The organism is Gordonia crocea, assembly GCF_009932435.1.
In the GTDB taxonomy this organism is placed as follows: domain Bacteria; phylum Actinomycetota; class Actinomycetes; order Mycobacteriales; family Mycobacteriaceae; genus Gordonia; species Gordonia crocea.
In genome coordinates, this window is the sequence record NZ_BJOU01000011.1 from 91,851 (window position 1) to 117,235 (window position 25,385).

Consider the following 25,385-nt stretch of genomic DNA (forward strand, 5'->3'; position numbering starts at 1 on the left):
GTTTGTGCGGCGAATCGATTCACTCGCGCACGTACCACCGCAGGGTGACATAAGACGTCGCGCTCGCCAACACAATTCCGGTCAGCAGCAGCCACGGTGACACAAAGAGGACGTCCGACGTGGTCACCCGGGCGAGGATGTTGACGCCGTACAGGTCGTTGAGCGCGGCGTCGAAGAAGAACTTCTTGCCGATGAGCAGGCCCGCGACGGCGAGCACCGTGCCGATCACCGCGGCGACCACGGCCTCGATGAGGAATGGCAGCTGGGTGTACCACCTCGTCGCACCGACCAGGCGCATGATCGACACCTCGGTCCGCCGCGTATACGCGGCCATCTGGACGGTGTTGGCGATCAATAACACCGCCGCCACCCCCAGGATCAACGACAACACGAAGGCCGCATTGCGTGCACCGTTGAGGACGCTGAACAGCCGGTTGACGAGTACCCGCTGGTCTTGAACGCCGTCGACGCCCAGGTCTTTGCGGTCGGCAAATTTGTCGATCAGTTCGCCATATTTGTCCGGATCGTCGACCCGCACGCGGAACGACGCCGGCATCGTGTCCGGGGTGACCGCGTCGGCCATCTCCGGGGTGTTCTTGAACGCCTCCTTGGCAGCCTTGTAGGCGTCGTCGAGATTGACCCAGGTGACGTTGGTGGCGCCGGCCTGCTTCAGCTCCTCGCGCAGCTGGGTACACGGCGCCTTCGTACAATCCGGGTCGGCCCGCGCGACCTCCTCGTTGACGAAGATCTGCAGCTCGACGCGGTTGAAGAAGATCTGCTGGCTCTTGTTGGCCATCTGCATGACCAGCAGACCGGCCCCCAGCATGCCCAGGGTGATCGCGGTGGTGATGATCATCGCGACGGTCATCGTGACGTTGCGACGGAGGCCGTTGAGGACCTCGCTGATGATGAAATTGGCGCGCATGTGCTTGCTCTCCTCGATCCGGTGCGTCAGCCGATGCCGTACACGCCGTGCTTGTCGTCGCGAACGAGATGCCCGTTGTCGAATTCCAGCACCCGGCGGCGCATGGCGTCGACGATCTGCCGGTCGTGGGTGGCCATGACGACGGTCGTGCCGCGCCGGTTCACCCGGTCGAGCACCTCGACGATCTCCTGACTCGTGATCGGATCCAGGTTGCCCGTCGGCTCGTCGGCCAGCAGCACCAGCGGCCGGTTGACGATGGCCCGGGCGATGGCGACGCGCTGCATCTCACCGCCGGACAACTCGCCGGGCATGCGGTCGGCCTTGCCGCCGAGACCGACGTACTCGAGCACGTCGGGCACGATCTGGTTGATGGTGTTCGCCGGCTTGCCGATGACCTCGAGGGCGAAGGCGACGTTCTCGGCGACCGACTTCTGCTGCAGCAGCCGGAAGTCCTGGAACACGCACCCGATCGACTGGCGCAGCTTGGGCACCTGGCGCGCCCGCAACGTGTTGACGTGGAAGTCACCGACCCAGATGTCGCCCGAGGTGGGCTTGTCCTCCTTGAGCAGCATCCGGAAGAACGTGGACTTGCCCGAACCCGACGGACCGATGAGGAAGGCGAACTCGCCCTTGCCCACTTCGAGGCTCACGTTGGACAGCGCCGGCCGCGTCGAGGCCTTGTACTGTTTGGTGACTTTTTCCAGCTTGATCACGGGTTGCCAGTGTAGCGACGGGACCTGAGCGGACCTCTCAGGCGCGCCGCTGCGGCGCCTCCCCGGCACCGCCGGAGCGCTACCGCCCCGGTACCGCTGGCGCGACTGTGCTGGTCGGCGTCGATGGCGCGGTCGGCTCCTCCGCGCTGGAGTACAAGTAGAGCGCAAACAGTACGACGAAGACGACGGCGAGGACCGCGGTCACCAGGCGACGACGGCGAGTGCTCCCCATGGCGGTCACTCTACTTCTCGACCAGCCGGCGGTTGGTCGTGTTGCCACCCCAGGTCGGCGCGCCGGAGATCGGCCATGAGGTAGCCGCGCAGCGCGGAGCTCACGTCGAACTGGCGGCCCGGTTGGGTGCGGGCCACGACACGCACCGTGTACGTGTCGGTCCCCATCTCGGTCACCCCGAGGGGCACCGGCGCATCGAGCAGCAGTGGCGCGTAGCGCTTGTCGGCGAAGAACGCCTCACCGGACTTGGTCAGTTGGTCGTTGACCGCGGCCAGATCGGCGTCGTCGCCGACGGTGATGTCGACGACCGCGCGCGCCCAATCCCGCGACCGGTTGACCGCCTCGAGCACCTGGCCGTTGGGCACGGTGATCAGCTCGCCGTCGGCCGACCGCAACCGGGTGGCACGCAGCGTGATGTCCTCGACCAGCCCCTCCGCGATCGCGCCGCCGCTCAGCACCAGCCGCACCCGGTCGCCGTAGCCGTATTGCTTCTCGGTGACGACGAAGAACCCGGCCAGCACGTCTTGGACGACGCGCTGGGCACCGAAGCCGAGGGCCGCACCGATCACCGCGCCCGGGCCGATCAACCCGGAGACGGGGACGCCGAGCAGCGCCAGCACCCGGAGACCGGCGATGAAGGCGATGAGCGAGATGGCGACCCAGCGGATCACCTGGAGCACGGCCCGCCGGTGCTTGGCGTCCTCGGCCAGGACAATCGCGTCCTCGTCGTGGCGTTGTCGGGTCACGCGGTGCTCAAACCACTCGAGGACCGATCCGATCAGGCGCGCGACCAGGATCGCGCCGATCACCCACAGGGCGATGGCGAGTCCGGTCACCGACAGCCAATCCCAGGCGCGCTCGAGCGCGCGGGTCACCGCATCACCCAAGCGATCAGCCCTCGTCTCCGTCGTGATCGGCCATCCGCCAGCGGATCCCGGCCTCGATGAAGTCGTCGATCTCGCCGTCGAGCACGCCGGCCGGGTTGTTGTTCTCCAGGTTGGTCCGCAGATCCTTCACCATCTGGTACGGGTGCAGCACGTAGGACCGCATCTGGTTCCCCCAGCTCGATCCGCCGTCGCTCTTCAACGCATCCATCTCGGCACGCTCCTCGGCACGCTTGCGCTCGAGCAGCTTGGCCTGCAGGACCCGCATGGCCGAGGCCTTGTTCTGCAGCTGGCTCTTCTCGTTCTGACAGGTGACGACGATCCCGGTCGGGATGTGGGTAAGGCGCACCGCGGAGTCGGTGGTGTTGACCGACTGGCCGCCCGGACCCGACGAGCGGTAGACGTCGACCTTCACGTCGTTCTCGTCGATGTCGATATGGTCGGTGGTCTCGACGACCGGCAACACCTCGACCTCGGCGAACGAGGTTTGACGACGGCCCTGGTTGTCGAACGGGCTGATGCGGACCAATCGGTGGGTGCCCTGCTCGATGGAGAGCGTGCCGTACATGTAGGGCGCCTTGACCGCGAAGGTCGCGCTCTTGATCCCCGCCTCTTCGGCGTAGGAGGTGTCGTAGACCTCGACGCCGTAGCCGTGGCCCTCGGCCCAGCGGATGTACATCCGCATCAGCATCTGGGCCCAGTCGGCGGCGTCGACGCCACCCGCTCCCGACCGGATGTTGACCAAGGCGTCGCGCTGGTCGTACTCCCCGGCGAGCATCGTCTTGACTTCCATCGCCTCGATATCCGACCGCAGCGAGGCCCGCTCGGCATCGGCATCGGCGAGAGCCGCGGCACGGTCGTCGCCCTCCTCGGCCTCGGCGAGCTCGTAGTGCACCGGCAAGTCGTCGAGCCGCTGGCGCAGCTCGGTGACGCGGCGCATCTCGGCCTGGGCGTGGGACAGGTCGCTGGTGACCTGTTGCGCGTGCTCCTGGTCGTTCCACAGCTCGGGATCGGACGCCTGCATCTCCAGTTCGTCGATCCGGCGACGCAGTTCGTCGAGGTCGAGAACCTTCTCGACGGTCGTCAAGGTGGCGTCGAGGGATTCCAGATCGGTGGTCACGTCAGGCTGCACAGGGCACCAGCCTACCGGCTCACCTCAAGTCGATTAACCGGTCTGTCCCGGTTCCCACGGGTCGTCGCCGGAGACGATCAGCCAAGACGACTCCACCTTGCGCGGGTCGTAGCGCACCGAGATGTCCTGCCCGACCTGCGGCCACGGCGAGTTGAGCGACCACGCGTACGAGCCGTAGACCTCGGTGGGGGTGATGTCGGCGCCGATGACCGTGCCGGAGATCGTCACATAGGCCGAGTCGTTGGCATCGCCGCGGTCCGGTCGTGGACTGACCCCGGTCACCGTGACGGTGCCCTGACTCATCGCCGCGAGTTTCTCCGCCGATGGCTTGCGCCCTCCGCGCAGGTTGATGATGAGTGCGATGGCGACAGCGGCCAGCGCGATGGCGATCAAGACGCTCAACAACATGCCCGATACCCTATTTCCTCATGGCCGACCTAGCCACTGCTCTCGAACTCGCCGATGCCGCCGACGCCCTCACGCTGCCGCGGTTCGGCGCCCTCGACCTGCAGGTCGATACGAAGCCCGACCTCACGCCGGTCTCCGACGCCGACCTCGCCTGCGAGACGATGCTGCGCGAACGGATCGGCGCGGCGCTGCCCGGCGATCGGATCATGGGCGAAGAGTTCGGCGGCGACGCACTGGCCGTCGGACGGCAGTGGGTCATCGACCCGATCGACGGCACCAAGAACTTCGTGCGCGGGGTACCGGTGTGGGCCACCCTGATCGCGTTGATCGACGACGGCGTGCCCATCGTCGGCGTCGTGTCGGCCCCCGCCCTGGGCCGGCGCTGGTGGGCCGCCGCCGGGCAGGGCGCATTCACCACCGGCCCCGGCGACACCTCCCCGCGCCGGATCGCGGTGTCCTCGGTGAGCGGCCTGTCCGACGCGAGCCTGGCCTTCTCGAGCCTGTCGGGATGGGCCGAGCGCGGCATCCGCGACCGCTTCGTCGACCTCACCGATGCCGTCTGGCGGGTCCGCGGCTTCGGCGACTTCTGGAACTATTGCCTCGTCGCGGAGGGCGCCGTCGACATCGCCGCCGAACCCGAGGTCTCGCTGTGGGACCTCGCCGCCGTCGACGTCCTCGTGCGCGAGGCCGGCGGGGTGTTCACCAACCTCGAGGGCGAAGCGGGCCCGCGCGGCGGGAGTGCGGTCGCCACCAACGGCGCCCTGCACGACGAGGTGGTGGCCGCCCTGCGGCCCGCCTGACGATCAGCGGCCTGGTCAACGGGCGGCGCTAGGGTTCAGGGATGCCCAGCGATACCGTGCAGCAGGTTGCCGACATGATCAGCAGCGCCGACCGCATCACCGTGTTCACCGGTGCCGGGATGTCCGCCGAGAGCGGTATCGCCACCTTCCGCAGCGGCGATGACGGCCTGTGGGGGCGCTTCGATCCGATGATGCTGGCGTCGGTCGACGGTTGGGAGGCCGATCCACACCTCGTGTGGGGCTGGTACGCCTGGCGCATCGGCCAGTTGCGCGACGTCGTTCCCAACGCCGGGCATCGCGCGCTCGCCGATCTCGCCCAACACAAAGTTGTCGACGTGGTCACGCAGAACGTCGACGACTTGCATGAGCGTGCCGGGAGCACCGTCGTGAGTCATCTGCACGGCAGCCTGACGGCCACCCGCTGCTCGGTGTGCCGGGCGCCCTACGACGGCCCGGTCGCCCGTCCCTACCACGAGCAAATCGACGGCGATGATCTGGACTCCCTGCGCCTCGCACCGCCGACCTGCGCCCGCTGCGGCGGAGACGTGCGACCGGGCGTCGTATGGTTCGGCGAGATGCTGCCGGAGCGGGAGTGGGCCAGCGCCGTCGACTCGTTCGACGCCTGCGATCTGGTGCTCGTCGTCGGTACCAGCGGCATCGTCTACCCCGCCGCGGGACTCCCCGATCGCGCCGCGGGCCGCGGCGTACCGATCATCGAGGTCAATCCCGACGAGTCTGCGTTGAGCGGCTTGGCGACGCATTCGATCCGCTCCACCGCCGCCAGCGCCCTGCCGTTGTTGGCGCGGGTGATCGACGGCTGACCAATCATCCATGCGGTCGACTGCCCCGCGAAACCTGTCGGCAGGCCACGACCGGACCGCTAACTTCTTCGTGGTGAGAATCATCCCGCTCGACGTGTTCGACACCGAATCCTGCCGCCGGGCGCACGACGTTGAGGTGGCCAGCGACAACCATCTGCGCCCGTGGAACTCGCCGCCGCCCTTTGACACCGCACTGCTGCATTGGCGCCATACGGACTCGGTGTTCGAGGCCAGCAGGTGGCTCGTCGAGTCCGACGGCGCGACGGTCGCGGTGGATCGGTCGAGCTTCCCATCGCCAGCAATCTCGACACCGCCTTCATCGACGTCGCGGTCCACCCCGAACACCGCGGACGAGGTGTGGGCGGCGCCCTGATCCGACATCTGTTGGACGTCAGCGCCACGGCCGGTCGATCAGCTGTCGTCACCTCCATCGCGACACCGATCGACGCCGGACCGGAACACCCCTACCTCAGGTTCGCCGCCAAACACGGATTCACCGTCGCGGCACCGTCCGTCGCACGCCACCTCGAACTGCCCGTCGACACCGACCGGTTGTCCGACCTGTTCGACGAATCCCGACGGCGTTGGGACGACCGGTACACGGTCTCCACCCACCTCGGCGCCGTCCCCGAGGAACGACAGCAGCCGCTCTGTGAGCTGATGGGAATGCTCGAGGCGGAGGCCCCCACCGGCGCGGTGGAACTCGAGCCGATGCGGATAACGCCGGCGGACTACCGACAAGATATCGCCAATGCCACCCAGCGCGGCAGCCTGCGCGTCACGACACTGGCCGTCGAACGCCGGTCCGGGCGGCTCGCCGGCTACACCGAGATCACCGGTCCAAGCCGCGGGGGGAGGCGAGCCCACCAGGGCGGCACGCTGGTATTGGCAGATCATCGGGGCCACAGCTTGGGAATCGCGTTGAAGACAGCCAACATTCGCGAATTTGCCCTACTCACCGACCGCCCGTGTCTGCTGACGACCACCAACGCCGACATGAATGCGCCGATGGTCGCGATCAACGATCTCCTCGGGTTCCGCGCAGTCGAATCACGCCCGTTATTGCAACGTCTGAACACGTAGCCGACGAAGCCGCCAGGCCACACAACAGGTGTTGCATTAGCACGCGTGTGCGAGTAGTATTGGTTCATGGGAGCCGCCACCAGCACCGACGCCGCCAGCGCTACGACAGCGGCCCGGTGGGCCGAGGTGAGTGCGGCGATGGCGGTGTTCGCCGCAGACCGCACCGCCGGTGATCCGGCCGCCACCCTGGCCGGGGTCGGGGCGTGTGAACGGGCCGAATCCTTCATCGCCTGGCTGCGCTACACCCGCAGCACCGAATTGTTTGACACCGTGTTCGCCGACATGGCCGCCGCCGGCGACGACGAACTCGACCTGTTCGACGCCCACACCCAAACCGCGGCACGACTGGCCATGACCCTGGCCATCTCCCAGGGCTGGGCCGAAAACCTCCTCGGCCAAGCCCTGGCCCTGCGCGACCGACTCCCCCGCGTCGCGGATTGTCTTCGCGACGGACTCATCACCCCCGCCCACACCCGACTGATCATCACCCGCACCGAACTACTCACCGACGAGCACACCACACCGGTCGACACCGCCATCGCCGACGCCCTGCGCACCAAACCCGGCACCTGGACCACCACACGTATCCGCAACCTCGCCGACCGCATCGTGTTCCGCCACGACCCCGACTCAGTCCGCCGCGCCCGAGAACGCTCCCTGGCCGACCGAACAATCTGGACCACCCCCACCGCCAACGGCATGGCCACCATCGGCGCCTCAATGACCGCCGAAAACGCCGCCGTCGCCCACGCCGCCGTCACCGCCCTGGCCGCCACCGCCTGCCCCCACGACACCCGCAGCCACACAGCCCGCACCAGCGACGCCTTCTACAGCCTCCTCGCCGGCGAGGCCTTCACCTGCGACTGCGGGCGCGACGACTGCACCGCCGACATACCCACACCGGGCCGACTCGCGACAGACACCACCGGCCGCATCACCGTCCACGTCGTCTGCGACGAATCCACTGCCGCCGGAACCGGCAACCACCCCGCATTCCTCAACGGCTACGGCATCATCAGCGCCGACCACGCCCGCACCATCATCAACCGCCCCGACACCCACACCCGACCCCTCGCCCGCCCCGAACCGGTACTGCCGCAATACCAACCCGCCAACCCCTACCGGCCCTCGGCCGCCCTAGACACCTTCATCCGCATCCGCGACGGCTACTGCACCGTCCCCGGCTGCAACCGACCCGCCTTTAGCGCCGAACTCGACCACGTCATCGAATACGACCACCACAACCCCGCCGCCGGCGGACCCACCCACCCCGACTGGCTCAACGCCAAATGCAAGTTCCACCACCTACTCAAAACCTTCAGCAACTGGGTCGACGACCAGTCCACCGACACCCACGGCCACACCCACACCACCTGGGCAACCCCCGAAGGCATCCTCATCGACGGCCCCGCCGAAAACAACACCGACCTCTTCGCCGGCCTCAACCACTACCGATGGCGCGCACCCGAGACGAAGCAGGCCGATGCGGCTGCAAACGCCCCAGCCACCGGCGCGGCGGAGACCGCCCGGCCCCGCCGGATCAAGACACGCTCCGAGCGCAAACATGAACGCCGTCGAGCCGAACGAGCCCGCAACCGCCGAAACCGCCAACACCACCCACCCCAACCCGGCGACCCGCCCTACTGAGCGGTCGCTCTCGGGCGCTACGAGAACTCGGCCGATTCCCCGGGGTTGATCACGGTGAACTCGGTTCCCGCTTTGCGCATCTCGGCCAGCCGCGCGTTGTGAATGCCGGCGCCCGCGGATGACAGCACGCCCTGGTGGATGGGAAACGCCTTCGACGGTTCCACCGCGCGCAGATAGTCCACCGACTCGGACAGCTTCATCCACGGCGCCGCACCGGGGATCGCCAGGACCTCGACGGCGACGAAGGGGATGTAGAAGGAATCGCCCGGATGCAGCAGCATGCCCGGTCGTTCCGCAGTGCCGACCAGATAGGCGATGTTGTCGATCACCGGCAGCTCGGGGTGGATGATCGCGTGCCGTCCACCCGTGGCACGCACGGTGAGCGGCCCGATCTCGAACAGTTGCCCGGCGTGCGCGTCGCGCCATTGCCCCTGCGCCGGGTCGTCGTTGAGGAGCACGGCGGTCGCCGGATCGGCCCACCGCTGCGCGTCGGGGTTCGCGGCGACGAGGGCGGGCAGCCGGGCGGTGTCGGCGTGGTCGGGGTGCTGGTGGGTGATCAGGATGGCATCGAGGCCAGTGAGCGACTCGAATCCCGTGGACAGGTTCCCCGGATCGAACAGGATCCGCGTTCCGTCGATCTCGGCGAGGAAGCTGGAGTGGCCGAAGCTGGTGATCCGCATGGTTTCCATCATGCAACGATCTGCCCGGACACACCGGTGTCCGAGGCGGATGGGACAGTAGACGCGACGATCCAGCCAAGACAGATCCCCCAGAAACCGAAGGACTCCGCCATGCCTCCGCGCCGCCGACCGGCAGCCGACTCGTTGACCCCCGAGAACCTCGCGGCACTCGCCACCGCACTCGCCGAGGGCAAACGCGCGACGGTGTACCTGCGCGACGGGATCCCGGGTCTGGGCCTCGCCGCGGGCACCTCGGCGAAGGTCATCTCGATCGACGGCTCGACCGTGACGATCCGTCCGCGCGGCGTCGACGACGAGTTGCCTTACGAGGCCGACGAACTCCGGATCACCAAGGACGCACCGGCCAAGCCCGCACCCGCCAAAGCTGCGCCTGCCAAACCCAAACCCGCTCCCACGCCGGCCGCCCCTCGGTCGACGCCGCCACCACAACGGCCCCCGTCACCGCCCACGCCGTCACCGCCCGCGGCCCCGGCCCGGCCCGCCTCCGGTGCGCGCAAGAATGCCAAACCGAAGTCGGTGACCGTGACCATCTTCGGATCCAGCGACAACGAGTGGTCGGTGGCGGTCACGACGGGTGCGCGCAAACCGAACCAGTCCCGCAGCGTGACCCCGGGGGCGGTCGAGAACGCCCTGCGCGGGCTCGGCGACGAGGCCGCACTGGCCGCCGCGGAATCCGTACTCGCCGCGGCGCGCGAGGAGGCGGCCCGCAAGGTCGAGGAGTTGCGGCGCGAACTCGCCGCGGCACAAGAAACCCTGGCCGCGCTCTCGGGAGACTGACCGGGTTCGACCGACCGTCTTCTAGGTGATGACCGGGAACCACCCGAGGTCGGCGCCGGTCGAGATCATCCGGGCAATCCCGTAGCCGAACCAGGCGGCGACCACCACCAACGACGCCTTGCTGAACACCACCGCCTGCAGCCTGGACAGCGCCTCGTCGCGGCCGGTCACGAGGACCCACACGGCGAGCACGACCGCAACCGCGGTCAGCGCGAACAGCACCGGCCCCATCAGGTTGTAGCCGAAAGCGGCGGAGACGTCCCCGTGGGCGAGCATGACGAAACTGCGGGTCAAGCCGCATCCCGGGCACGGGAGACCGGTCAGATGCCGGAAGACGCAGGTACCGCTGCCGCTGGTGACACCCGACGTCGACCACACGGCGGCCACGCCGAGCACCGAGGCCCCGCCGACCACGGTCAGGAGCGCGGGCAACCGGCGTCGCACCGGCCCCGGCGGCGGGGATTGCACCGCCGCGGCTGGCGGCGCGGGGAACGCTGTCATGGTCCTCAGCCTACCGCCCTATCGACAAGACTCCTTACCGTGGAGTAAGGTCTTTCCTTACTAGCGAGTAAGAAGCTCGCTAAGCGGTCGCGCCCAGGCGCGCAGTCGACCGTCCACAGTTCCTTCGAGACAGGTAGCAGCGTTTCATGACCACCACCGAACCCCGCGACACCTCCGCCGTCGGCAAGACGGGTGACAAGACCTCCCCGATCGGCTACGCCATGCGAGCCCTCTTCAAGGTCACCGGTTCTGACCTCGTCAACAAGTTCGGCCTCCGCGAGCCCCTCAACCGCGTCGCGTACCAGGGCACCAAGACCGGCTTCCAGACCCTCGGCGCCGCCAACCGCGCGTTCACCAAGGCCACCGGCGACGGCAAGCCGAAGCGGCCGGCCGTGTCCAACAAGGGCCTGTTCAACCTGAACCCCGACGACGAGCAGCAGATGATCGCGGAGACCGTCAAGGACTTCGCCAGCGAGATCCTGCGCCCGGCCGCCTACGAGGCCGACGCCAAGGCCCAGGCCCCCGCCGAGATCCTTGAGCGCTCCGCCGAGCTGGGCATCACCATGATCAACGTGCCCGAGGAGTACGACGGCGCCGCCGCCGAGCGCGGCGTGGTCACCAACGCCCTGGTCGCCGAGGCAATGGCATACGGCGACATGGGATTGGCCGTCCCGCTGCTGGCCCCCAGCGGCGTCGCCACCACCCTGACCAACTTCGGCACCGACGAGCAGCAGGCGACCTACCTGCCCGACTTTGCCGGCGAGAACGTGCCGCAGTCCGCGGTCGTCATCGCCGAGCCCAAGCCGCTCTTCGACGCGTTCAAGCTGACCACCAAGGCCACCCGCGTCCCCAGCGGATACCGCCTCAACGGCGTGAAGGCCTTCGTCCCGGCCGCCGGCTCCTCCGAGCTGTTCCTCATCGGTGCCGAGCTCGACGGCCGTCCGGCGCTGTTCATCGTCGAATCCGACTCCAAGGGCCTGATCGTCGAAGCCGATCCCGGGATGGGTCTGCGCGCAGCCGGCATGGGCCGCCTGCTGCTGCAGGACGTCGCCGTGTCGGCCGGTGCGATCATCGGCGGCACTGACGGCGACGACGCGTTCGCCGCCTACCGCGACGTCGTGCGCCTGTCGCGCCTGGGCTGGGCGGCGCTGGCCGCCGGTACCGGCCGGGCGATGCTCGACTACGTGATCCCTTATGTGAACGAGCGCGAGGCCTTCGGCGAGCCGATCTCCAACCGCCAGGCGGTGGCCTTCATGGTCGCCACCATGGCCACCGAGCTCGACGGCCTGCGCCTGGTGACCCTCCGCGGCGCCTCCCGCGCCGAGCAGGGCCTGTCGTACGGCCGCGAGGCCGCGCTGGCCCGCAAGCTGACCATCGACAAGGGCCTGCAGATCGGCCTGGACGGCGTGCAGCTCCTGGGCGGCCACGGCTTCACCAAGGAGCACCCGGTGGAGCGCTGGTACCGCGACCTCCGCGGCGCCGGCATCGGCGAGGGGATCGTCGTCCTCTAAGGGCGGCGAATCGACAAGGAGAGGGCACAGCCATGGCCATCAACCTCGAACTCCCCAAGAAGTTCTCCGCGAATATCGACCAGGCGCGTCAAGCCGCCCACGAGATCTTCCGCCCGATCTCGCGCAAGTACGACCTGGCCGAGCACGAATACCCCGTCGAGCTGGACACGCTCGCCGCGCTGTACGACGGCCTGGCGGCCGCCGGTGCGGCCGGTGCGGGTGCAGCCGGCGGCCGCGGCGACGAGGCGAAGGAGCGCCCGGCGGGCACCGTCGTCAACGGCGGCAACATGTCGTCGATCCTCAACTCGATGGAGGCCTCCTACGGCGACGTCGGGCTGATGCTGTCGATGCCGTACCAGGGTCTTGGCAATGCGGCGATCGCCGCCGTGGCCACCGACGAGCAGCTGGAAAGCTTCGGCAAGGTGTGGGCCGCCATGGCCATCACCGAGCCCGGCTTCGGCTCGGACTCCGCGGCGGTCACCGCCACCGCGACCCGCGACGGCGACGAGTACGTCCTCAACGGCGAGAAGATCTTCGTCACCGCCGGTTCGCGCGCCACCCACATCGTCGTCTGGGCCTCGGTCGACCGCAGCCTCGGCCGCGCCGCGATCAAGTCGTTCGTGGTCCCCCGCGAGCATCCGGGCGTCACCGTGGTCCGCTTGGAGGAGAAGCTCGGCATCCGTGCTTCGGACACCGCGGTCATCCGATTCGAAGACTGCCGGATCCCGGCGGCCAACCTGCTCGGCTCGCCCGAGGTCGACGTCCAGAAGGGCTTCGGCGGGGTCATGCAGACCTTCGACAACACCCGTCCGATGGTCGCGGCGATGGCCGTCGGCGTCGCCCGGGCGTCGCTGGAGACGCTGCGAACGATCCTGGAGGAGAACGGGATCGAGATCGACTACGACCGTCCGGCTATCGACCAGCACGCCGCGGCCGCCGAGTTCATCCGGCTCGAGTCGGATTTCGAGGCGTCGTACCTGCTGACCATGCGGGCCGGCTGGATGGCCGACAACAAGGAGCCGAACTCGCTGGAGGCGTCGATGTCGAAGGCCAAGGCCGGCCGCACCGTCACCGACGTGACCAACAAGGCGGTCGAGCTCGCCTCGACCTACGGCTACTCCGAGCGCACCCTGCTGGAGAAGTGGGCCCGCGACTCGAAGATCCTCGACATCTTCGAGGGCACGCAGCAGATCCAGCAGTTGATCATTGCGCGCCGCGTGCTCGACAAGAGCAGCGCCGAACTTCGGTGATCATCCACCGATAAACGAGGGGTCGACGAGGGGCCGGGAGAATTTCTCCCGGCCCCTCGATGTTTGTCGGTGCTATCCCACCGGCCGTGTTAACCAGTCGGCCGGCTTACCTGGTCGGCTGGGGCTGCGCGGGTGCGCCCGGCGCAGGTACACCCGGAGTGGGTATGCCCGGGGCCGGGGTGGTCGGACGCTGGTCGCGCGGCCCCCAGTCCCCACGGCTGTGCGGACCGCCGCCCTGCCACGAGTCGCGACCGGAGTCGCCCCGACGCGGGCCGTACTCGCTGTCACGGCGGCCGCGGCGATCGTCATCCCACCGGTCGTACCGATCGCCGCCACGGTCGTGGTAGCGGTCGTACCGGTCGTGGTCGTGCCAGTGCTTGCCGTGGTGGTGTCGCGGCCCGTGGTGATCGCCGTCGTGGGATCCACCGGCGCCGCAGAACCCGATCAGGAAACCGGCGAGGAGACCCAGGACACCGGTCAGCAGCCCCACACCAATGACCGTCGTCCACAGGTGCTCGCGCCACCAGCTCTGTTTGGGCTCGGACACGGCGACGGCGACCGGCTCGGCGACTGCTGGCTGGGCGACTGCTGGCTGGGCGGCCGTCGGCTGTGCGGCGGCCGGCTGCGCGTCCGCGATGGGCTCGGTCGGCGGAGGCGGCGGGATCGCGCCGGTCTGCGCCTCGCTCGGGGTTTCGGCCGCGGCGCTCGAGGCCGCGTCGGCGGCGGCGTTGTCGGCCGCGGAATCCTCGGGCTTGTCGGTCATTTGCTGTTCCTCTCGGTTGAGTGCACTTTCCACAATGCCCCCCAAACAGGGGCCGTGCACACAATCCACATCAGACGCACAGAGTCACACATCGCACACACAGGATCGATACGCTGCACCTATGCCACCGGAATCCGCGACGATCACCGTCGACACCACCGTCAGCGCCCCCGCCGATACCATCTACCGACTCCTCACCGATCTCCCCACGCTTGCCGAACTCGGCGAGGAGGTCGTCGACATGCGGTGGGCGAAGGGCGAAACGGCCGCCGTGGGCAACGTGTTCCGCGGCCGCAACCGCAACGGATGGCACCGCTGGACGACCACCTGCACGGTCACCGACGCCGACGGGGCGACCTTCGCCTTTGATGTCTCGTACTTCGGCTTCCCCATCGCCCGGTGGCGCTATGACGTCACGCCCGACGACAACGGCGGCTGCCGGGTCACCGAACGCATGTGGGACCGCCGCCTTGAGCCGTTCAAGGCCACCGCCCACCTCTTCACCGGCGTCCGCGACCGCGTGGCGGCCAACGACGGGCATATGCGAACCACGTTGGCGCGCCTGAAGACTCGCGCCGAAACCGTCTGAGGTGCCGGCGCAGCCACGCCCGACGGACGAATATCGGTGCATCTACCAGCACGAACGCCGATTGTGAGGGTGTTCACCGGCAACCGATTTGCACGGACGTACGACTCGCCGGTAACGTGGTGTTTACCGACGCGGGGTGGAGCAGCTCGGTAGCTCGCTGGGCTCATAACCCAGAGGTCGCAGGTTCAAATCCTGTCCCCGCTACGAGAAAAAGAGACCCTGACCAGCAGAAATGCTGGTCAGGGTCTCTTTCCTTTCCGGGTGCCGCGGTCTTGCAACTACGACGTAAACTACGGTCGAGACGAGGCTCTACCGCATGTCCCACAGCTCGATCGGCATCACGCCGTAACTGATCTCGACGCCGGTTCGACGCACTACCTCGGCTGCGAACTCGGTGGCCAACTGATCAGGCAGGGGGCTGAGCCCGAACGGGACACTGCCCGTCAACGTTCGACTGCTGCTGCTATGGCGAAAACGGCGGGTCACTGTGACATCGCCGGCCAGGTCGAGGATCAAGCGGGAGTCCAGCCAGACAATCGTGGGTTGGTCGACTTCACGGACCCAGACCAGCACGCCGTAGTCGACGATGTGGGCGAAGCTCCTGCCGGACACCTCATACCGCGACTCCGCGAACGAGGCGAGTACCAGAACTATGGACAGCGGAAACCCGACGATCACGATCAACGGAGCCCGCCAATGATCCAGCATCAACGCCGCAAAGGCGGTGAGCGCAATAGCCACCGCGATGGGCATAGCGGAAACCGCGAAACGGCCACGTGGAAGCGCCACGAGCGTCAGTGTCGCCTCGGTCCGATCGGCCCGCGGCTGACGGATGGGAAATAGTCGGGTCGCCACCGGGATGAGCGCGATCGAGAGAACCAGCCCGCCACTGGCGAATCCGAAGAAGCTGAACTCCCAGTCGGTGTCGTAGGCAGAGACGGCAATAAGGGCACCACCCAGCACACCCAGACCCAGCGAAATCCAGAGCATTCGTCTCCGGTGCGCTTTCAGGTGCTCACGCCACAGCCGTTCATCCATGGCCAGAAGCCTACGTGGGCAGATCGGCCCGACCTGTCCTCTCCTAGGCCGTGCGCTGCCCGGGCACGACGACCGGTGTCAGATCAGGGCGTTTAGGCATGCGGCCGTCGCCGAGCGAAACCCCGCGGACCTTCCGGATCAGCCACGGGGTGAAGAACTGCACGGCCCAGTTCGCGTCACGTGCCGCACGGACCACGCGTCGCGGCTGCGGCAGCGGGTCGAGCGGTGCACCCCAGTCGGCGGAACTGCCGGGCAGTCCGAGGGCATGGGCGGCACCGGCCGCGAAACGCTGGTGGCCGATCGGCGAGGCATGCAGGCGGTCGGCCGACCACGCCCGCAGATCGGTGAGCACCGGCGCCGCATATAGATCGACGAGGATGAACCCGTACTCGTCGGCGAACTCGCGCATCATGTCGTTCAGTGTCAGCAGCCGCGCCTCCACGCCGCGGACGAACGGAATGGTGCGCGCCACGTTGGGGAAGGTAGACACCACCACCGTCGCACCGGAATCGGCCAGCCGGGCGTAAATCTGGTCCAGTACCGGCCGCACCGCGACACGCAGATCGGCCCGTCCGATCACGTCGTTCATCCCCAGCGGCGCCGCGACGAGGTCGGGCTCCAGGCTCAACGCCACGTCCAACTGCTCGTCGAGGGACTGTCGGGCATTCTTTCCGCGGACGGCGAGATTCGCGTAGCGCAGGTCCGGGTTGAGTGCGGCCATTTGTTCGGCCAGCCGGTCGGCCCAGCCGCGGCACTCGTACAGCGGATGGGGGTCGCCCATCCCCTCGGTCTGACTGTCGCCGATCGCGACGAACCGCGAGTACCGCACGAATCCGATACTAGAACCGAATCGGCCGTTCAGCGCGGGCGACGCTCCAGGATCAACAGCGGGATCTGCCGGTCGGTGTTGTGCTGGTAGGCCGCGTACCCGCGATACGCCTTGACCACCTGCGGCCCCAACGCCCGACAACCCGTACTGGCCGCGAAGTCGGGAATCTTCATGGGCCTCAGCGTACGCCGCGGACCACGCTCAGCGGCCGGTCCAGATTGGATTGCGCTTCTGCGCGAACGCCGTGGTCCCCTCGATAAAATCGGCGCTGCCGGCCAGCCCGATGAGCTCCTCGGCGTTGCGCTGCCACAGCTCCTCGGCCCAGTCCGACGCTGCGGCACTGTCTTTCATCAACCGCTTGCTCGCCCGGACGGCCAACGGCGCGTTTGCGGCGACCGCCTCGGCTAGCTCGACCGCGCTCGCGAGCACCTCGTCGTCGGGCACCACGCGGTTCACCAACCCCCACTGCAGGCCCTCCGCCGACGTCATCGGCCGACCCGTCATGACCAGTTCGGCCGCAATCTTCGGCGGAATCTGACGGTGCAACCGCAGCAGACCACCGGCCCCAGCAATCAGACCCCGTTTGACCTCTGGCAGGCCCAACGTGGCGCTCTGCGCCATGACCGCCAGATCACAGACCAACACGAGTTCGGTGCCGCCGCCCAGCGCGAAGCCGTTGACTGCGGCGATCAGCGGCTTGTCGATGAAGAACTGGACCATCCCGGCGAATCCCCGCTCGGGATGGTCGGGATCGTCGATCCCCTCCCCCGAGGCAAGCGCCTTGAGGTCGGCACCCGCACAAAACGCCTGCCCCGTGCCGGTCAGCACGCCGACGCGCTGCTCCGGATCCGCGGCGAATTCGGCCAGCGCCGCACCGAGTTGCGTGGTGAGGGCCCGGTTCACGGCGTTGCGCGCCTCGGGTCGGTTGAGCGTGAAGATGGTGACCGGTCCCTGCCGGGACACCTCGACGACATCGCTCACGACGGATCCACCACCGGGAACACCCCGCTGGGTGTCTCACCCTCGTCGTAAACGTCCTTGGGCGAGCCGATGATCTTGGGGTCGGGCTTGCCGACGACGCGGTGGTCCTTGTTCGGATAGTCGAACTGCGAGAGCACCCACCGCATCGCCTCGAGGCGGGCGCGCTTCTTGTCGTTGGACTTCACCACCGTCCACGGCGCCTGCGGCATGTCGGTGTAGAAGAACATCGCCTCCTTCGCCGCGGTGTAGTCATCCCACTTGTCCAGTGAGGCAAGGTCGGTCGGCGAGAGCTTCCATTGCTTGACCTTGTCGGTGGAGCGGGAGACGAACCGGGAGTGCTGCTCGGCCCGGCCCACCGAGAACCAGAACTTGATCAGATGGATGCCCGAATTCACCAGCATCTCCTCGAACTGCGGCGCCGAGCGGGTGAACTCCAGGTACTGGAGCGGTGAGCAGTAGCCCATGACGCGTTCCACCCCGGCGCGGTTGTACCACGACCGGTCGAACATGACGATTTCGCCACCGGCGGGCAGGTGCTGCACGTAACGCTGGAAGTACCACTGGGTCAGCTCGCGCTCGGTCGGCTTCTCCAGTGCGACGACGCGCGCACCGCGGGGGTTGAGGTGTTCGGTGAACCGCTTGATCGACCCACCCTTGCCCGCCGCGTCCCGACCTTCGAAGACGATGACAATCTTCTGGTCGGTCTCCTTGACCCAGGCCTGCAGCTTCAGCAATTCGATCTGGAGCAGCCGTTTCTGCCGCTCATAGGTCCGTCGCGACATCTTCTTGTCATACGGGTAGCCCTGGCGCCACGGGGCATCCGGTCCGTTGTCGGCGGGCTGCCGGTGCGCCGCGCGCTGCAACTCGGCGAGCTCGTCGATCTCGGGGGTGACGTCGATCTGGTCGGGTTCGGCCATCTGGAAATAGTCCTCGATCGAGGAGTCCTGCTCGATGCCGTCGGCATGCGGTTCTGTCGCCATGAAAGCAGTCTAAAGCGACGGCGGTCGGGCTTCTCGGCGAGTGCACAACCTGGCCGTCCGCCGCAGCGCTGACATACTGGGCGGGATGACTCACACCGCACCCCTCGCCTTGCGCGAACCGGCCAACCAGGTGGAACCGCGCGCCAGAACGCTATGGCGCATCGTCCCCCTCGTCGTCGGAATCCCCGCCTTCCTCATTGCGACCATCGTCGCGCTGGCCGTTCCGCAGGCGCGGGCCGCGGCCATTGCCGTCGCGGTCGCCGCCCTCGTCGCCACCCTGTTCTTCACCGTCGTCGTGCCGGAGTGGCGCTACCGCTTCCACCGCTGGGAGGTCAGCCCGGCGGCGGTCTACACCCAATCGGGATGGTTCCGCCGGACCGCGGTCATCATCCCGATTGCCCGCATCCAGGTGGTCGACACCGAGGCCGGCCCGATCGAGCAGTTGCTGCGGTTGGCCACACTGACCGTGACGACGGCATCGTCGGCGGGCACCATCCGCATCGTCGGGCTGGACGCCGAGACGGCCCGCCGCATCGCCGCCGACCTGACCACCACGACCCAGGCGTATCCCGGTGACGCGACCTGACGCGCCGCGCGCCGACCACCCCGACAAGTGGCACCGCCTGTCCCCCTGGACCATGGCCGTGCGCCCCCTGGCGCAACTGCCCCAACTGATTCCGATGGTGATCGCCATCGTGATCGCCGGGAGCAACGCCCCCGTGTTCGGGTTGGGACTGACCGTCGTGGCGCTGATCGCCGTCTCGGTTGTCCCGTGGGCGACCACGTTCTACCAAGTCACCGACACCCACGTCCGACTCCGCACCGGCGTGCTGAACAAGAAGGTGGCCACGGCACGGCGCGACCGGATCCGCAGCGTCGATCTCACCGCGTCGGCCCCGCACCGCGTGCTGGGCTTGAAGAAGGTCCTGATCGGCACCGGCAGCGACGGCAACCAGGTGGAACTAAACTGCGTCGCCGCTCCCTACGCCCAGGCCCTGCACTCCTCCCTGATGCCGACCGGGACCACCGCCGACGCCGGCGCGACGGTCGACGACCAGGTGCCGCCGCAGGTCCTGGCCCGCTTCCGACCCGACTGGCTCCGCTATGCGCCGTTCTCACTGGGCGGACTCGCGGTCGCCGTCGCCATCGGCGCCTTCGGTGCGCAGTTCGCGAACGAACTCGGGGCCTTCGACCGTCTCCGACGCACCGGTGACACCCTCCTCGGGTGGATCGACGACGCGCCGCTCGGGCTCGTCGTCGCGGTCGCCTTCGTCGGCGTCGTGGTCCTCGCCGCGGTCCTGTCGGTGGTCGGCTATCTCCTCGGCAATTGGGGATTCACGCTGACCCGCCATCCCGACGCGACGCTGCGGGTCTCCCGGGGCCTGATCAACACGGCCGAGACAAGTCTCGACGAGAAGCGGGTCCGGGGCGTCCACCTGCACGAACCGATCCTGATGCGCCCGGTGCGCGGTGCCCGGCTGTTCGCGATAGCAACCGGGTCGTCACGCCACCCGATGCTGCTGCCGCCCGCTCCGCTCGACGACGCGGTGGCCGTGGCCGCCGAGGTCGCCGATTCGGCCGCAGACCTCTCCGCCCCCTTGGCCGATCACGGTTCCGGCGCCCGTCGGCGCCGGATCTCGCGCGCGGTGATGAATGCCATCGTCGTCGCCGCGGTCCCGCTCGCCGCGGCCGGGTTCGGTTGGGCCTCCGCCGAACTCGCCGTCACGGCCGCCGTCGTCCTCGCGGCCGCGGCCCTTCTCGCCGCGTTGCCGCGCATCGCCCACCTCGGCTCCGCGGTCACCGACACCTCGGTCGTCGTGTCCCCGCCGACGATCGCCCGGCACCGCTACCTTGTCGGCCGGGGCGGGGTCGTCGGGTGGTCGTGGTCGTCGTCGCCGTTCCAGCGAAGGCTGCGCGTCGCCACGCTCACGCTGGCGACCGCGGCCGGTTCGCAGGCCTACGAGATGGTGGATCTGCCCGATGCCCGGGCGGTCTCGGTCATGGCGACGGTGTCGCCGGACTTGGTGCGCCCGTTCCTGGTCGATCCGGGGGCCGCGAACCTATCGGGGGTGCACGCCCAGTAGCCAGGCCAGCTGCCAGGCCAGCGGGTTCAGATCCAGACGGTCCGGATCCTTCTTCGGCTTGTTGTCCCACGGCTGCGGGATGTTCGGATTCGCCAGGGTAGCGCGTGCCGCACCGCGCACGCTCGTCGGCGACCCCTGCGGCACCGTGCACCGCGCGTTCAGGTTCAACGGGAAATCGTCATAGTTGATGTCGAACGTCGGATTCTTGCGCTTGATCGCCGCGATCATCTGCTGCGTCGACTCATACCCCTGCGTACACGCCGCCGGGTTGTTCGTCTCCAACACCACACCGAAGTGGATCTGCCCGTCACCGGGTGCGGGCCCGTGGGAGCTGGCCGACAACTGCGACACCATCGCCAGCAGGGCGTTGGTCGACCAGCCGGTCGGCGCGATCGCCGTCTTGGCCACCGACCCCAGATCCTTGACCACCTTGGTGATGTCGGCACCCTGCTTCTGCAACAGATTCGACAACGCCGTCGCCGAGGTCTGCCCCGTCGTCAACAACCGGCGCACATCCGGATCCGCCGACGCCAACGTCGCCGTCACCACATCCAGATTCTTCGACCACGCCAAAATCGCATCCGACTGTTCGGCCTGCGTCGCCAACACCCGCGACGAATGCGCCAGCAACTCGATCGTGTCGCCCAACGAGTCATAACCCGCCTTGGACAACGTGTTCAACGACGTCACCAACTTCGTCAGGTTCTCCCCCTGACCGTTGAACGCCTTGCCCAACTCCTCCACGATCGTGCGCAGATCATCCACCGGAACCGACTCGGCGAAATCCAACGCCGTGTTCACCACGTCCTCGAGCGGAACCGGGATGGACACCTTGTCGATCGTCGATCCGTCACGCAGGTAGGGCCCCGCCGCCGACGTGGGGCGCAGGTCGATGTACTGCTCGCCGATCGCGGAACGGTTGGCGACCACCGCCACCGCCGAATCGGGGACCCGCGGCCGCGATGTCTCGAGCTGCATGACCGCGTCGACGCCGTCGCGGGTCAGCTGCAGCTTCGACACCCGGCCAACCGGAATGCCCTGGTAGGTGACCTCGGCGTTGGTGAAGATGCCCCCGGAAGCCGGCAGGTGCGCGGTGACGTTGTAGACGCCCGCGCCGAAGTGGCGGTCGACGTGCACGACGCGCAAACTTCCGACGACCAGCGCGATCACGCCGATCACGACCGTCGCGATGAGCTTGACGAGTTCGGCCCTGGTGAGCGGTGGCATCGGTCCGACTGCCTTCTTCCTCCGCCACGTCGACGACGTGTGATCGGGACCTCCCCGGTCGAGCTGACTTTACGACCCGGCTTGCGCCCGCGGCCAGTTTCGGCGGACAGCACACATCCTCGGCCCTATGTGCGCCACGTCACATGTGGGTACTATCGGGGTGCCAGCTAGGTATGACAAAGGAGGTCGTCATGACCACCACCCATGTGGTGCACCACCACGAAAGCCACGGCAACCACCCCTTGAGCGTCGCCGCCTTCTGCCTGATGCTTGCCGGCATCGGGTGCGCGGGGACTTGGCTCGTCCTGTTGGCGAGCGGACACGCGGCGGCACTGATATTCGGCATCGCCGCCGTCGTCCTGTTCCTCGGCGCGATCACCGCCTTCCGGATGGTGACCACGCACTCCGCCCACGGTCCACTCCAGCCGGAGAACACCGAGACCGAGACGGGGCGCTACCTCGACGAGTACCGCCACGCCTGATCCGGCGCTACTTCGGCAGTGACTCGTACTTGTCGACGGCCCGCTTCAGACGGTCCAACGCCTCGCCGTAGGCCTTGAAGTCCCCGGACTGCTGGGCGGTTCGCAACTGCTGCAGTGCCGAGTTCAACTCCGCCACGGCGGCATCGCGCGCCGCGGACGGTGCCGGCGGCTGGTCGGCCGCGGGTTGCGGTCGGTTCTCCGCCGGCGCCCCGGGGGCACCGTGCTCCGGCGGCGTCACCGCCGCCGGGTCGATGCCGACCTGGCGCAGCGCCCCCGCAAGCGTCGGCGCAAAGGCCACCTTGTCGTTGTAGGACACCATCACCCGGTACAGCTTGGGCACCGCCGAATCCGCGTTCTTCGACTGGGTGTAGAGCGGCTCGACGTAGAGCACGCCGTTGCGCCCGACCGGCAGGGTGAGCAGGTTGCCGAAGGTGGTGTCGACAGTTCCCTCCAACAGCTTGCGCTCGTTGGCCGTCGCATTCTTCATCTTGTCCTGTGCCTGACGCGGGCCGATGTACTGCTTGTTCACCGGGAGCATCTTCACCGTCAGCTTGCCGTATGAGCCGGGATCCGACGACGCCGTCACATAGGCGGCCAGGTAAGGGTTGCGCAAAACGGTGAGCACCGTCGTGAGCTGGAACTGCGACTGTCGCTCATCACCGGGCGCCGCCGCGGTGAAGTAGTAGGGCGCCTGAACCTCCGGCTGCGGTGCCGCGGCCTGGCGGCGCAGATCGGCCGGGGTGGGGTTGGCCGGGGTCTGCGGCGTCGACGTCGTCTGGTCGGCCGTCGGATCAGCCGGAATCGACCAGAAGTCGCTGCCGCGGAAGAACTCCGTCGGGTCGTCGACGTGGTACTTCGCCAGCAACGCGCGCTGAATCTTGAACAGGTCCTCCGGGTACCGCACGTGGTTGCGCAGATCCGTGCGCTTCTCGAACTCGGCCAGCGGCTTCACCGTGCCCGGGAAGACCTTCATCCACGTCTTGAGCACCGGATCAGCACCGTCGACCTGGAACAGCTCGACCTTGCCGGTGTACGCGTCCACCGTCGCCTTCACCGAGTTGCGAACGTAGGAGACCTCGCGGTCGGCCTGCACCCGGGCGGTCTGGCCGGCCGTCAGGCTCCGGACATCGGTCGTCGCATTCTGCAGCGACGTCGGCTGGGCGTATGGGTAGCGGTCCAGGGTGGTGTACCCGTCGACGATCCACTTGATCGACCCGTCGGCCATCACCGCCGGATAGGTCTTGGAATCCACCGTCAACCACGGCGCGACGCTCTTGACGCGGTCGCGGGGGTCCCGGTTGTACAGGATCTTCGAGTTCTCGTTGATCACCGACGACAGCAGGATGTTGCGCTCGGCGTATTTCACCGAATAGAGCAACCGGCTGAACCAGTTGCCCAGGGACACCCCGGACCCGCCGGTGTAGGTGTAGGTCTTGCCCTCCTCGTCGTACTCCTTGGGGCCGCTGGACGAGCCGACGATGGCGTAATCCGGGCGCTGCTTGGCGATCAACTCGCCGAAGTAGATACGGGGCTGCTTCACCTTGATCGGCGCGGTGGCCCGGTAGGCGGGGGTGCCGATCGTGTCGAGGTCGCTGACGAGGAACACCGGCAGGCCACCGCTGTCACTGTCGGCGGTCGACGCCGCCGAGTCGACGGTGTTGGCCTGCGCGGCGATGAAGCCGTTGCCGTGGGTGAACACGGTGTGCTTGTTGATCCAGTCGCGCTGGTTGTCGGCCAGGCGGGACGGGTCGAGTTCACGCGCGGCGACGATGAAGTCGCGCGACTGCCCGTTCACCGTGTACCGGTCGATGGCCAGCTGCGACGGGAACCCGTAGAAGTTGCGCAACCGGTTGCGCTGGGCGAAGGCCGGCTCGACCACGTTCGGGTCGAGCAGCCGGATGTTGGACAGCGTCGCCTCGTCGGAGTTGACCGCTGCCGGGTCCGGCGGAACCGAGGTCCAGTTGGGCTCGTAGGTGACCGATGCCTTGTCGATGCCGTACGCGTGCCGGGTCGCCGCGATGTTGCGGGAGATGTACTCGGCTTCCTTCTGCTGGGCGTTCGGCTTCACCGAGAACTGCTCCATGACCGCGGGCCAACCGACGCCGATCAGCAGCGACGACAGCAGCATCAACGCCGTGGCCAGTGCCGGGATGCGCAGATCCCGCAGGACCGCGCCGGCGAAGAAGGCCACCGCGCAGATGACCGCGATCGCCAGCAGGATGAGCTTGGAGGGCAGCACCGCGTTGATGTCGGTGTAGCCGGCCCCGGAGAAGATCTCGGCGCGGCGGTCGCTGGACAGCAACGTGTAGCGGTCCAGCCAATAGCCGAAGGCTTTGAGGATCAGGAACGAGCCCGCGATGATCGCGAGCTGGATGCGCGCGGCCGAGGTCAACCCGCCGCGGACCCCGTTGCCGCCCAGGCGGACCCCGCCGAACACGTAGTGCGTGGCCAGGTTGGCGATGAACGCGATGATCACCGTCATCGTGAGGATCGACAGCACCATCCGGTAAAAGCCGAGGTCGAAGGCGTAGAAGCCGATGTCCTTGCCGAACTGCGGGTCCTTGACGCCGAAGTCCTCACCGTGCAGGAACATCTGCACCGTCGACCAGGACGCCTGGGCGAGCAGGCCGGCGATCAAACCGAACGCGACCGCGGGGATCAGGGCGAACAGCTTCGGCCGCAACGACACCGCGGCCCGGTAGTTGGCCAGCGGGTCGGCGGCCCCCAACGAACTCACCACGATCGGCCGACTGCGGTAGGCCGCAAACACCGCCGTGGCGATCAGCGCCGCCACCACCAGGGCGACGACGACGAAGATCGCGACGCGCGTCCAGAAGATCGTCGTGTAGGTCGACCGGTAACCCAAATCGCTGAACCACAACCAGTCGGTCGTGACGCCGACCAGGCGCGGACCGACAAGCAGCAGCGCGAGAATGCCGACGCCGACACCGATCAGGATCTTTCCGCGGCGCGTCAGCGTCGGCAGGGTTGGGCTAGTCACGAATCGCTCTTCTCCGTTGAAAGGTC

The 25,385-nt window shown here is 67.8% G+C and carries 28 protein-coding genes, 1 tRNA gene and 1 pseudogene; 14 read left to right on the plus strand and 16 right to left on the minus strand.

What is annotated here, in order from left to right; all coding sequences use genetic code 11:
* Positions 1–19: 19 nt before the first annotated feature.
* From ftsX to nbrcactino_RS14685, 6 genes are all read right to left on the minus strand, one after another.
* Positions 20–925 (minus strand): permease-like cell division protein FtsX, encoded by a 906-nt coding sequence (ftsX, locus tag nbrcactino_RS14660; protein WP_161928252.1) that lies wholly within the window; start codon positions 923–925, stop codon positions 20–22.
* A gap of 26 nt (positions 926–951) precedes the next feature.
* Complete coding sequence (ftsE, locus tag nbrcactino_RS14665) at positions 952–1,638, minus strand: cell division ATP-binding protein FtsE (protein ID WP_161928253.1); 687 nt, start codon at positions 1,636–1,638, stop codon at positions 952–954.
* Between the two features lie 79 nt (positions 1,639–1,717).
* A complete protein-coding gene (locus nbrcactino_RS14670; RefSeq protein WP_161928254.1) occupies positions 1,718–1,870 on the minus strand; it encodes a hypothetical protein in 153 nt (50 codons plus the stop codon).
* A 5-nt stretch (positions 1,871–1,875) separates the two neighbouring features.
* On the minus strand, positions 1,876–2,745 hold the full coding sequence (locus nbrcactino_RS14675) for a mechanosensitive ion channel family protein (protein WP_228460933.1): 870 nt from the start codon (positions 2,743–2,745) through the stop codon (positions 1,876–1,878).
* 16 nt (positions 2,746–2,761) lie between these two features.
* Entirely contained in the window at positions 2,762–3,886 is a 1,125-nt protein-coding gene (gene prfB / locus nbrcactino_RS14680; protein ID WP_161928255.1) for a peptide chain release factor 2, read from the minus strand.
* 33 nt (positions 3,887–3,919) lie between these two features.
* A complete protein-coding gene (locus tag nbrcactino_RS14685) occupies positions 3,920–4,294 on the minus strand; it encodes a hypothetical protein (protein ID WP_161928256.1) in 375 nt (124 codons plus the stop codon).
* A 20-nt stretch (positions 4,295–4,314) separates the two neighbouring features.
* Here nbrcactino_RS14685 and hisN point away from each other — a divergent pair, with 20 nt between their 5' ends.
* The 6 genes and pseudogenes from hisN to nbrcactino_RS14705 all read left to right on the plus strand — a co-directional run bounded on the left by hisN (position 4,315) and on the right by nbrcactino_RS14705 (position 8,645).
* On the plus strand, positions 4,315–5,094 hold the full coding sequence (hisN, locus tag nbrcactino_RS14690; protein WP_161928257.1) for a histidinol-phosphatase: 780 nt from the start codon (positions 4,315–4,317) through the stop codon (positions 5,092–5,094).
* A gap of 41 nt (positions 5,095–5,135) precedes the next feature.
* Positions 5,136–5,915: an SIR2 family NAD-dependent protein deacylase gene (locus nbrcactino_RS14695; RefSeq protein WP_161928258.1), complete on the plus strand. Its 780-nt coding sequence runs from the start codon at positions 5,136–5,138 to the stop codon at positions 5,913–5,915.
* A 73-nt stretch (positions 5,916–5,988) separates the two neighbouring features.
* Positions 5,989–6,288, plus strand: coding sequence for a hypothetical protein (locus nbrcactino_RS18265; protein ID WP_228460934.1), 300 nt, complete (start codon positions 5,989–5,991; stop codon positions 6,286–6,288).
* Positions 6,273–6,353: pseudogene (locus tag nbrcactino_RS18530) on the plus strand (hypothetical protein); the annotation flags it as partial. The gene nbrcactino_RS18265 and the pseudogene nbrcactino_RS18530, both read left to right, overlap by 16 nt.
* 114 nt (positions 6,354–6,467) lie before the next feature.
* Positions 6,468–6,998 (plus strand): hypothetical protein, encoded by a 531-nt coding sequence (locus nbrcactino_RS18270; RefSeq protein ID WP_228460936.1) that lies wholly within the window; start codon positions 6,468–6,470, stop codon positions 6,996–6,998.
* Between the two features lie 66 nt (positions 6,999–7,064).
* On the plus strand, positions 7,065–8,645 hold the full coding sequence (locus tag nbrcactino_RS14705) for an HNH endonuclease signature motif containing protein (RefSeq protein ID WP_161928260.1): 1,581 nt from the start codon (positions 7,065–7,067) through the stop codon (positions 8,643–8,645).
* Between the two features lie 17 nt (positions 8,646–8,662).
* On the opposite strand, the gene nbrcactino_RS14710 is transcribed toward nbrcactino_RS14705, so the two are convergent.
* Positions 8,663–9,325, minus strand: a complete 663-nt coding sequence (locus tag nbrcactino_RS14710) for an MBL fold metallo-hydrolase (RefSeq protein WP_161928261.1) — start codon at positions 9,323–9,325, stop codon at positions 8,663–8,665.
* A gap of 111 nt (positions 9,326–9,436) precedes the next feature.
* Here nbrcactino_RS14710 and nbrcactino_RS14715 point away from each other — a divergent pair, with 111 nt between their 5' ends.
* Positions 9,437–10,123 (plus strand): DUF6319 family protein, encoded by a 687-nt coding sequence (locus nbrcactino_RS14715; protein WP_161928262.1) that lies wholly within the window; start codon positions 9,437–9,439, stop codon positions 10,121–10,123.
* 21 nt (positions 10,124–10,144) lie between these two features.
* On the opposite strand, the gene nbrcactino_RS14720 is transcribed toward nbrcactino_RS14715, so the two are convergent.
* Complete coding sequence (locus nbrcactino_RS14720) at positions 10,145–10,624, minus strand: DUF2752 domain-containing protein (protein ID WP_161928263.1); 480 nt, start codon at positions 10,622–10,624, stop codon at positions 10,145–10,147.
* A 146-nt stretch (positions 10,625–10,770) separates the two neighbouring features.
* Between nbrcactino_RS14720 and nbrcactino_RS14725 the strand changes: the two genes are divergently transcribed.
* Together nbrcactino_RS14725 and nbrcactino_RS14730 are read left to right on the plus strand one after the other, a co-directional pair.
* Complete coding sequence (locus nbrcactino_RS14725) at positions 10,771–12,135, plus strand: acyl-CoA dehydrogenase family protein (protein WP_161928264.1); 1,365 nt, start codon at positions 10,771–10,773, stop codon at positions 12,133–12,135.
* A gap of 32 nt (positions 12,136–12,167) precedes the next feature.
* Positions 12,168–13,385, plus strand: a complete 1,218-nt coding sequence (locus nbrcactino_RS14730) for an acyl-CoA dehydrogenase family protein (RefSeq protein WP_161928265.1) — start codon at positions 12,168–12,170, stop codon at positions 13,383–13,385.
* Positions 13,386–13,491: 106 nt separating this feature from the next.
* Here nbrcactino_RS14730 and nbrcactino_RS14735 read toward each other — a convergent pair whose 3' ends face one another.
* A complete protein-coding gene (locus tag nbrcactino_RS14735; RefSeq protein WP_161928266.1) occupies positions 13,492–14,148 on the minus strand; it encodes a hypothetical protein in 657 nt (218 codons plus the stop codon).
* A 121-nt stretch (positions 14,149–14,269) separates the two neighbouring features.
* On the opposite strand from nbrcactino_RS14735, the gene nbrcactino_RS14740 reads away from it, so the two are divergent.
* Together nbrcactino_RS14740 and nbrcactino_RS14745 are read left to right on the plus strand one after the other, a co-directional pair.
* Positions 14,270–14,737, plus strand: a complete 468-nt coding sequence (locus nbrcactino_RS14740) for an SRPBCC family protein (RefSeq protein WP_161928267.1) — start codon at positions 14,270–14,272, stop codon at positions 14,735–14,737.
* 130 nt (positions 14,738–14,867) lie between these two features.
* A tRNA-Met gene (locus nbrcactino_RS14745) sits at positions 14,868–14,941 on the plus strand.
* Between the two features lie 105 nt (positions 14,942–15,046).
* On the opposite strand, the gene nbrcactino_RS14750 is transcribed toward nbrcactino_RS14745, so the two are convergent.
* Genes nbrcactino_RS14750 through ppk2 form a run of 5 tightly spaced genes read right to left on the minus strand, consistent with a single transcriptional unit; the run spans position 15,047 to position 18,502 of the window.
* Entirely contained in the window at positions 15,047–15,775 is a 729-nt protein-coding gene (locus nbrcactino_RS14750; RefSeq protein ID WP_161928268.1) for a hypothetical protein, read from the minus strand.
* A gap of 43 nt (positions 15,776–15,818) precedes the next feature.
* On the minus strand, positions 15,819–16,604 hold the full coding sequence (locus nbrcactino_RS14755; protein ID WP_161928269.1) for an SGNH/GDSL hydrolase family protein: 786 nt from the start codon (positions 16,602–16,604) through the stop codon (positions 15,819–15,821).
* Between the two features lie 29 nt (positions 16,605–16,633).
* Positions 16,634–16,777 carry a hypothetical protein gene (locus nbrcactino_RS14760; protein ID WP_371864586.1) on the minus strand — a complete coding sequence of 48 codons (144 nt, stop codon included), beginning with the start codon at positions 16,775–16,777 and terminating at the stop codon, positions 16,634–16,636.
* A gap of 28 nt (positions 16,778–16,805) precedes the next feature.
* A complete protein-coding gene (locus tag nbrcactino_RS14765) occupies positions 16,806–17,585 on the minus strand; it encodes a crotonase/enoyl-CoA hydratase family protein (RefSeq protein ID WP_161928270.1) in 780 nt (259 codons plus the stop codon).
* A complete protein-coding gene (ppk2, locus tag nbrcactino_RS14770) occupies positions 17,582–18,502 on the minus strand; it encodes a polyphosphate kinase 2 (RefSeq protein ID WP_371864589.1) in 921 nt (306 codons plus the stop codon). The genes nbrcactino_RS14765 and ppk2 overlap by 4 nt, the downstream gene beginning before the upstream one ends.
* Before the next feature lie 148 nt (positions 18,503–18,650).
* Between ppk2 and nbrcactino_RS14775 the strand changes: the two genes are divergently transcribed.
* Both nbrcactino_RS14775 and nbrcactino_RS14780 read left to right on the plus strand, forming a co-directional pair.
* Positions 18,651–19,151 (plus strand): PH domain-containing protein, encoded by a 501-nt coding sequence (locus tag nbrcactino_RS14775; protein ID WP_161928272.1) that lies wholly within the window; start codon positions 18,651–18,653, stop codon positions 19,149–19,151.
* Positions 19,138–20,649, plus strand: a complete 1,512-nt coding sequence (locus nbrcactino_RS14780) for a PH domain-containing protein (RefSeq protein ID WP_161928273.1) — start codon at positions 19,138–19,140, stop codon at positions 20,647–20,649. Before nbrcactino_RS14775 ends, nbrcactino_RS14780 begins: the two co-directional genes overlap by 14 nt.
* On the opposite strand, the gene nbrcactino_RS14785 is transcribed toward nbrcactino_RS14780, so the two are convergent.
* Complete coding sequence (locus nbrcactino_RS14785) at positions 20,626–21,876, minus strand: MCE family protein (protein ID WP_161928274.1); 1,251 nt, start codon at positions 21,874–21,876, stop codon at positions 20,626–20,628. The two genes, nbrcactino_RS14780 and nbrcactino_RS14785, sit on opposite strands and share 24 nt — an antisense overlap.
* Positions 21,877–22,067: 191 nt before the next feature.
* On the opposite strand from nbrcactino_RS14785, the gene nbrcactino_RS14790 reads away from it, so the two are divergent.
* Positions 22,068–22,358, plus strand: a complete 291-nt coding sequence (locus tag nbrcactino_RS14790) for a hypothetical protein (RefSeq protein ID WP_228460938.1) — start codon at positions 22,068–22,070, stop codon at positions 22,356–22,358.
* Between the two features lie 7 nt (positions 22,359–22,365).
* Here nbrcactino_RS14790 and nbrcactino_RS14795 read toward each other — a convergent pair whose 3' ends face one another.
* Positions 22,366–25,359, minus strand: coding sequence for a UPF0182 family protein (locus nbrcactino_RS14795; RefSeq protein ID WP_161928276.1), 2,994 nt, complete (start codon positions 25,357–25,359; stop codon positions 22,366–22,368).
* Positions 25,360–25,385: the final 26 nt, after the last annotated feature.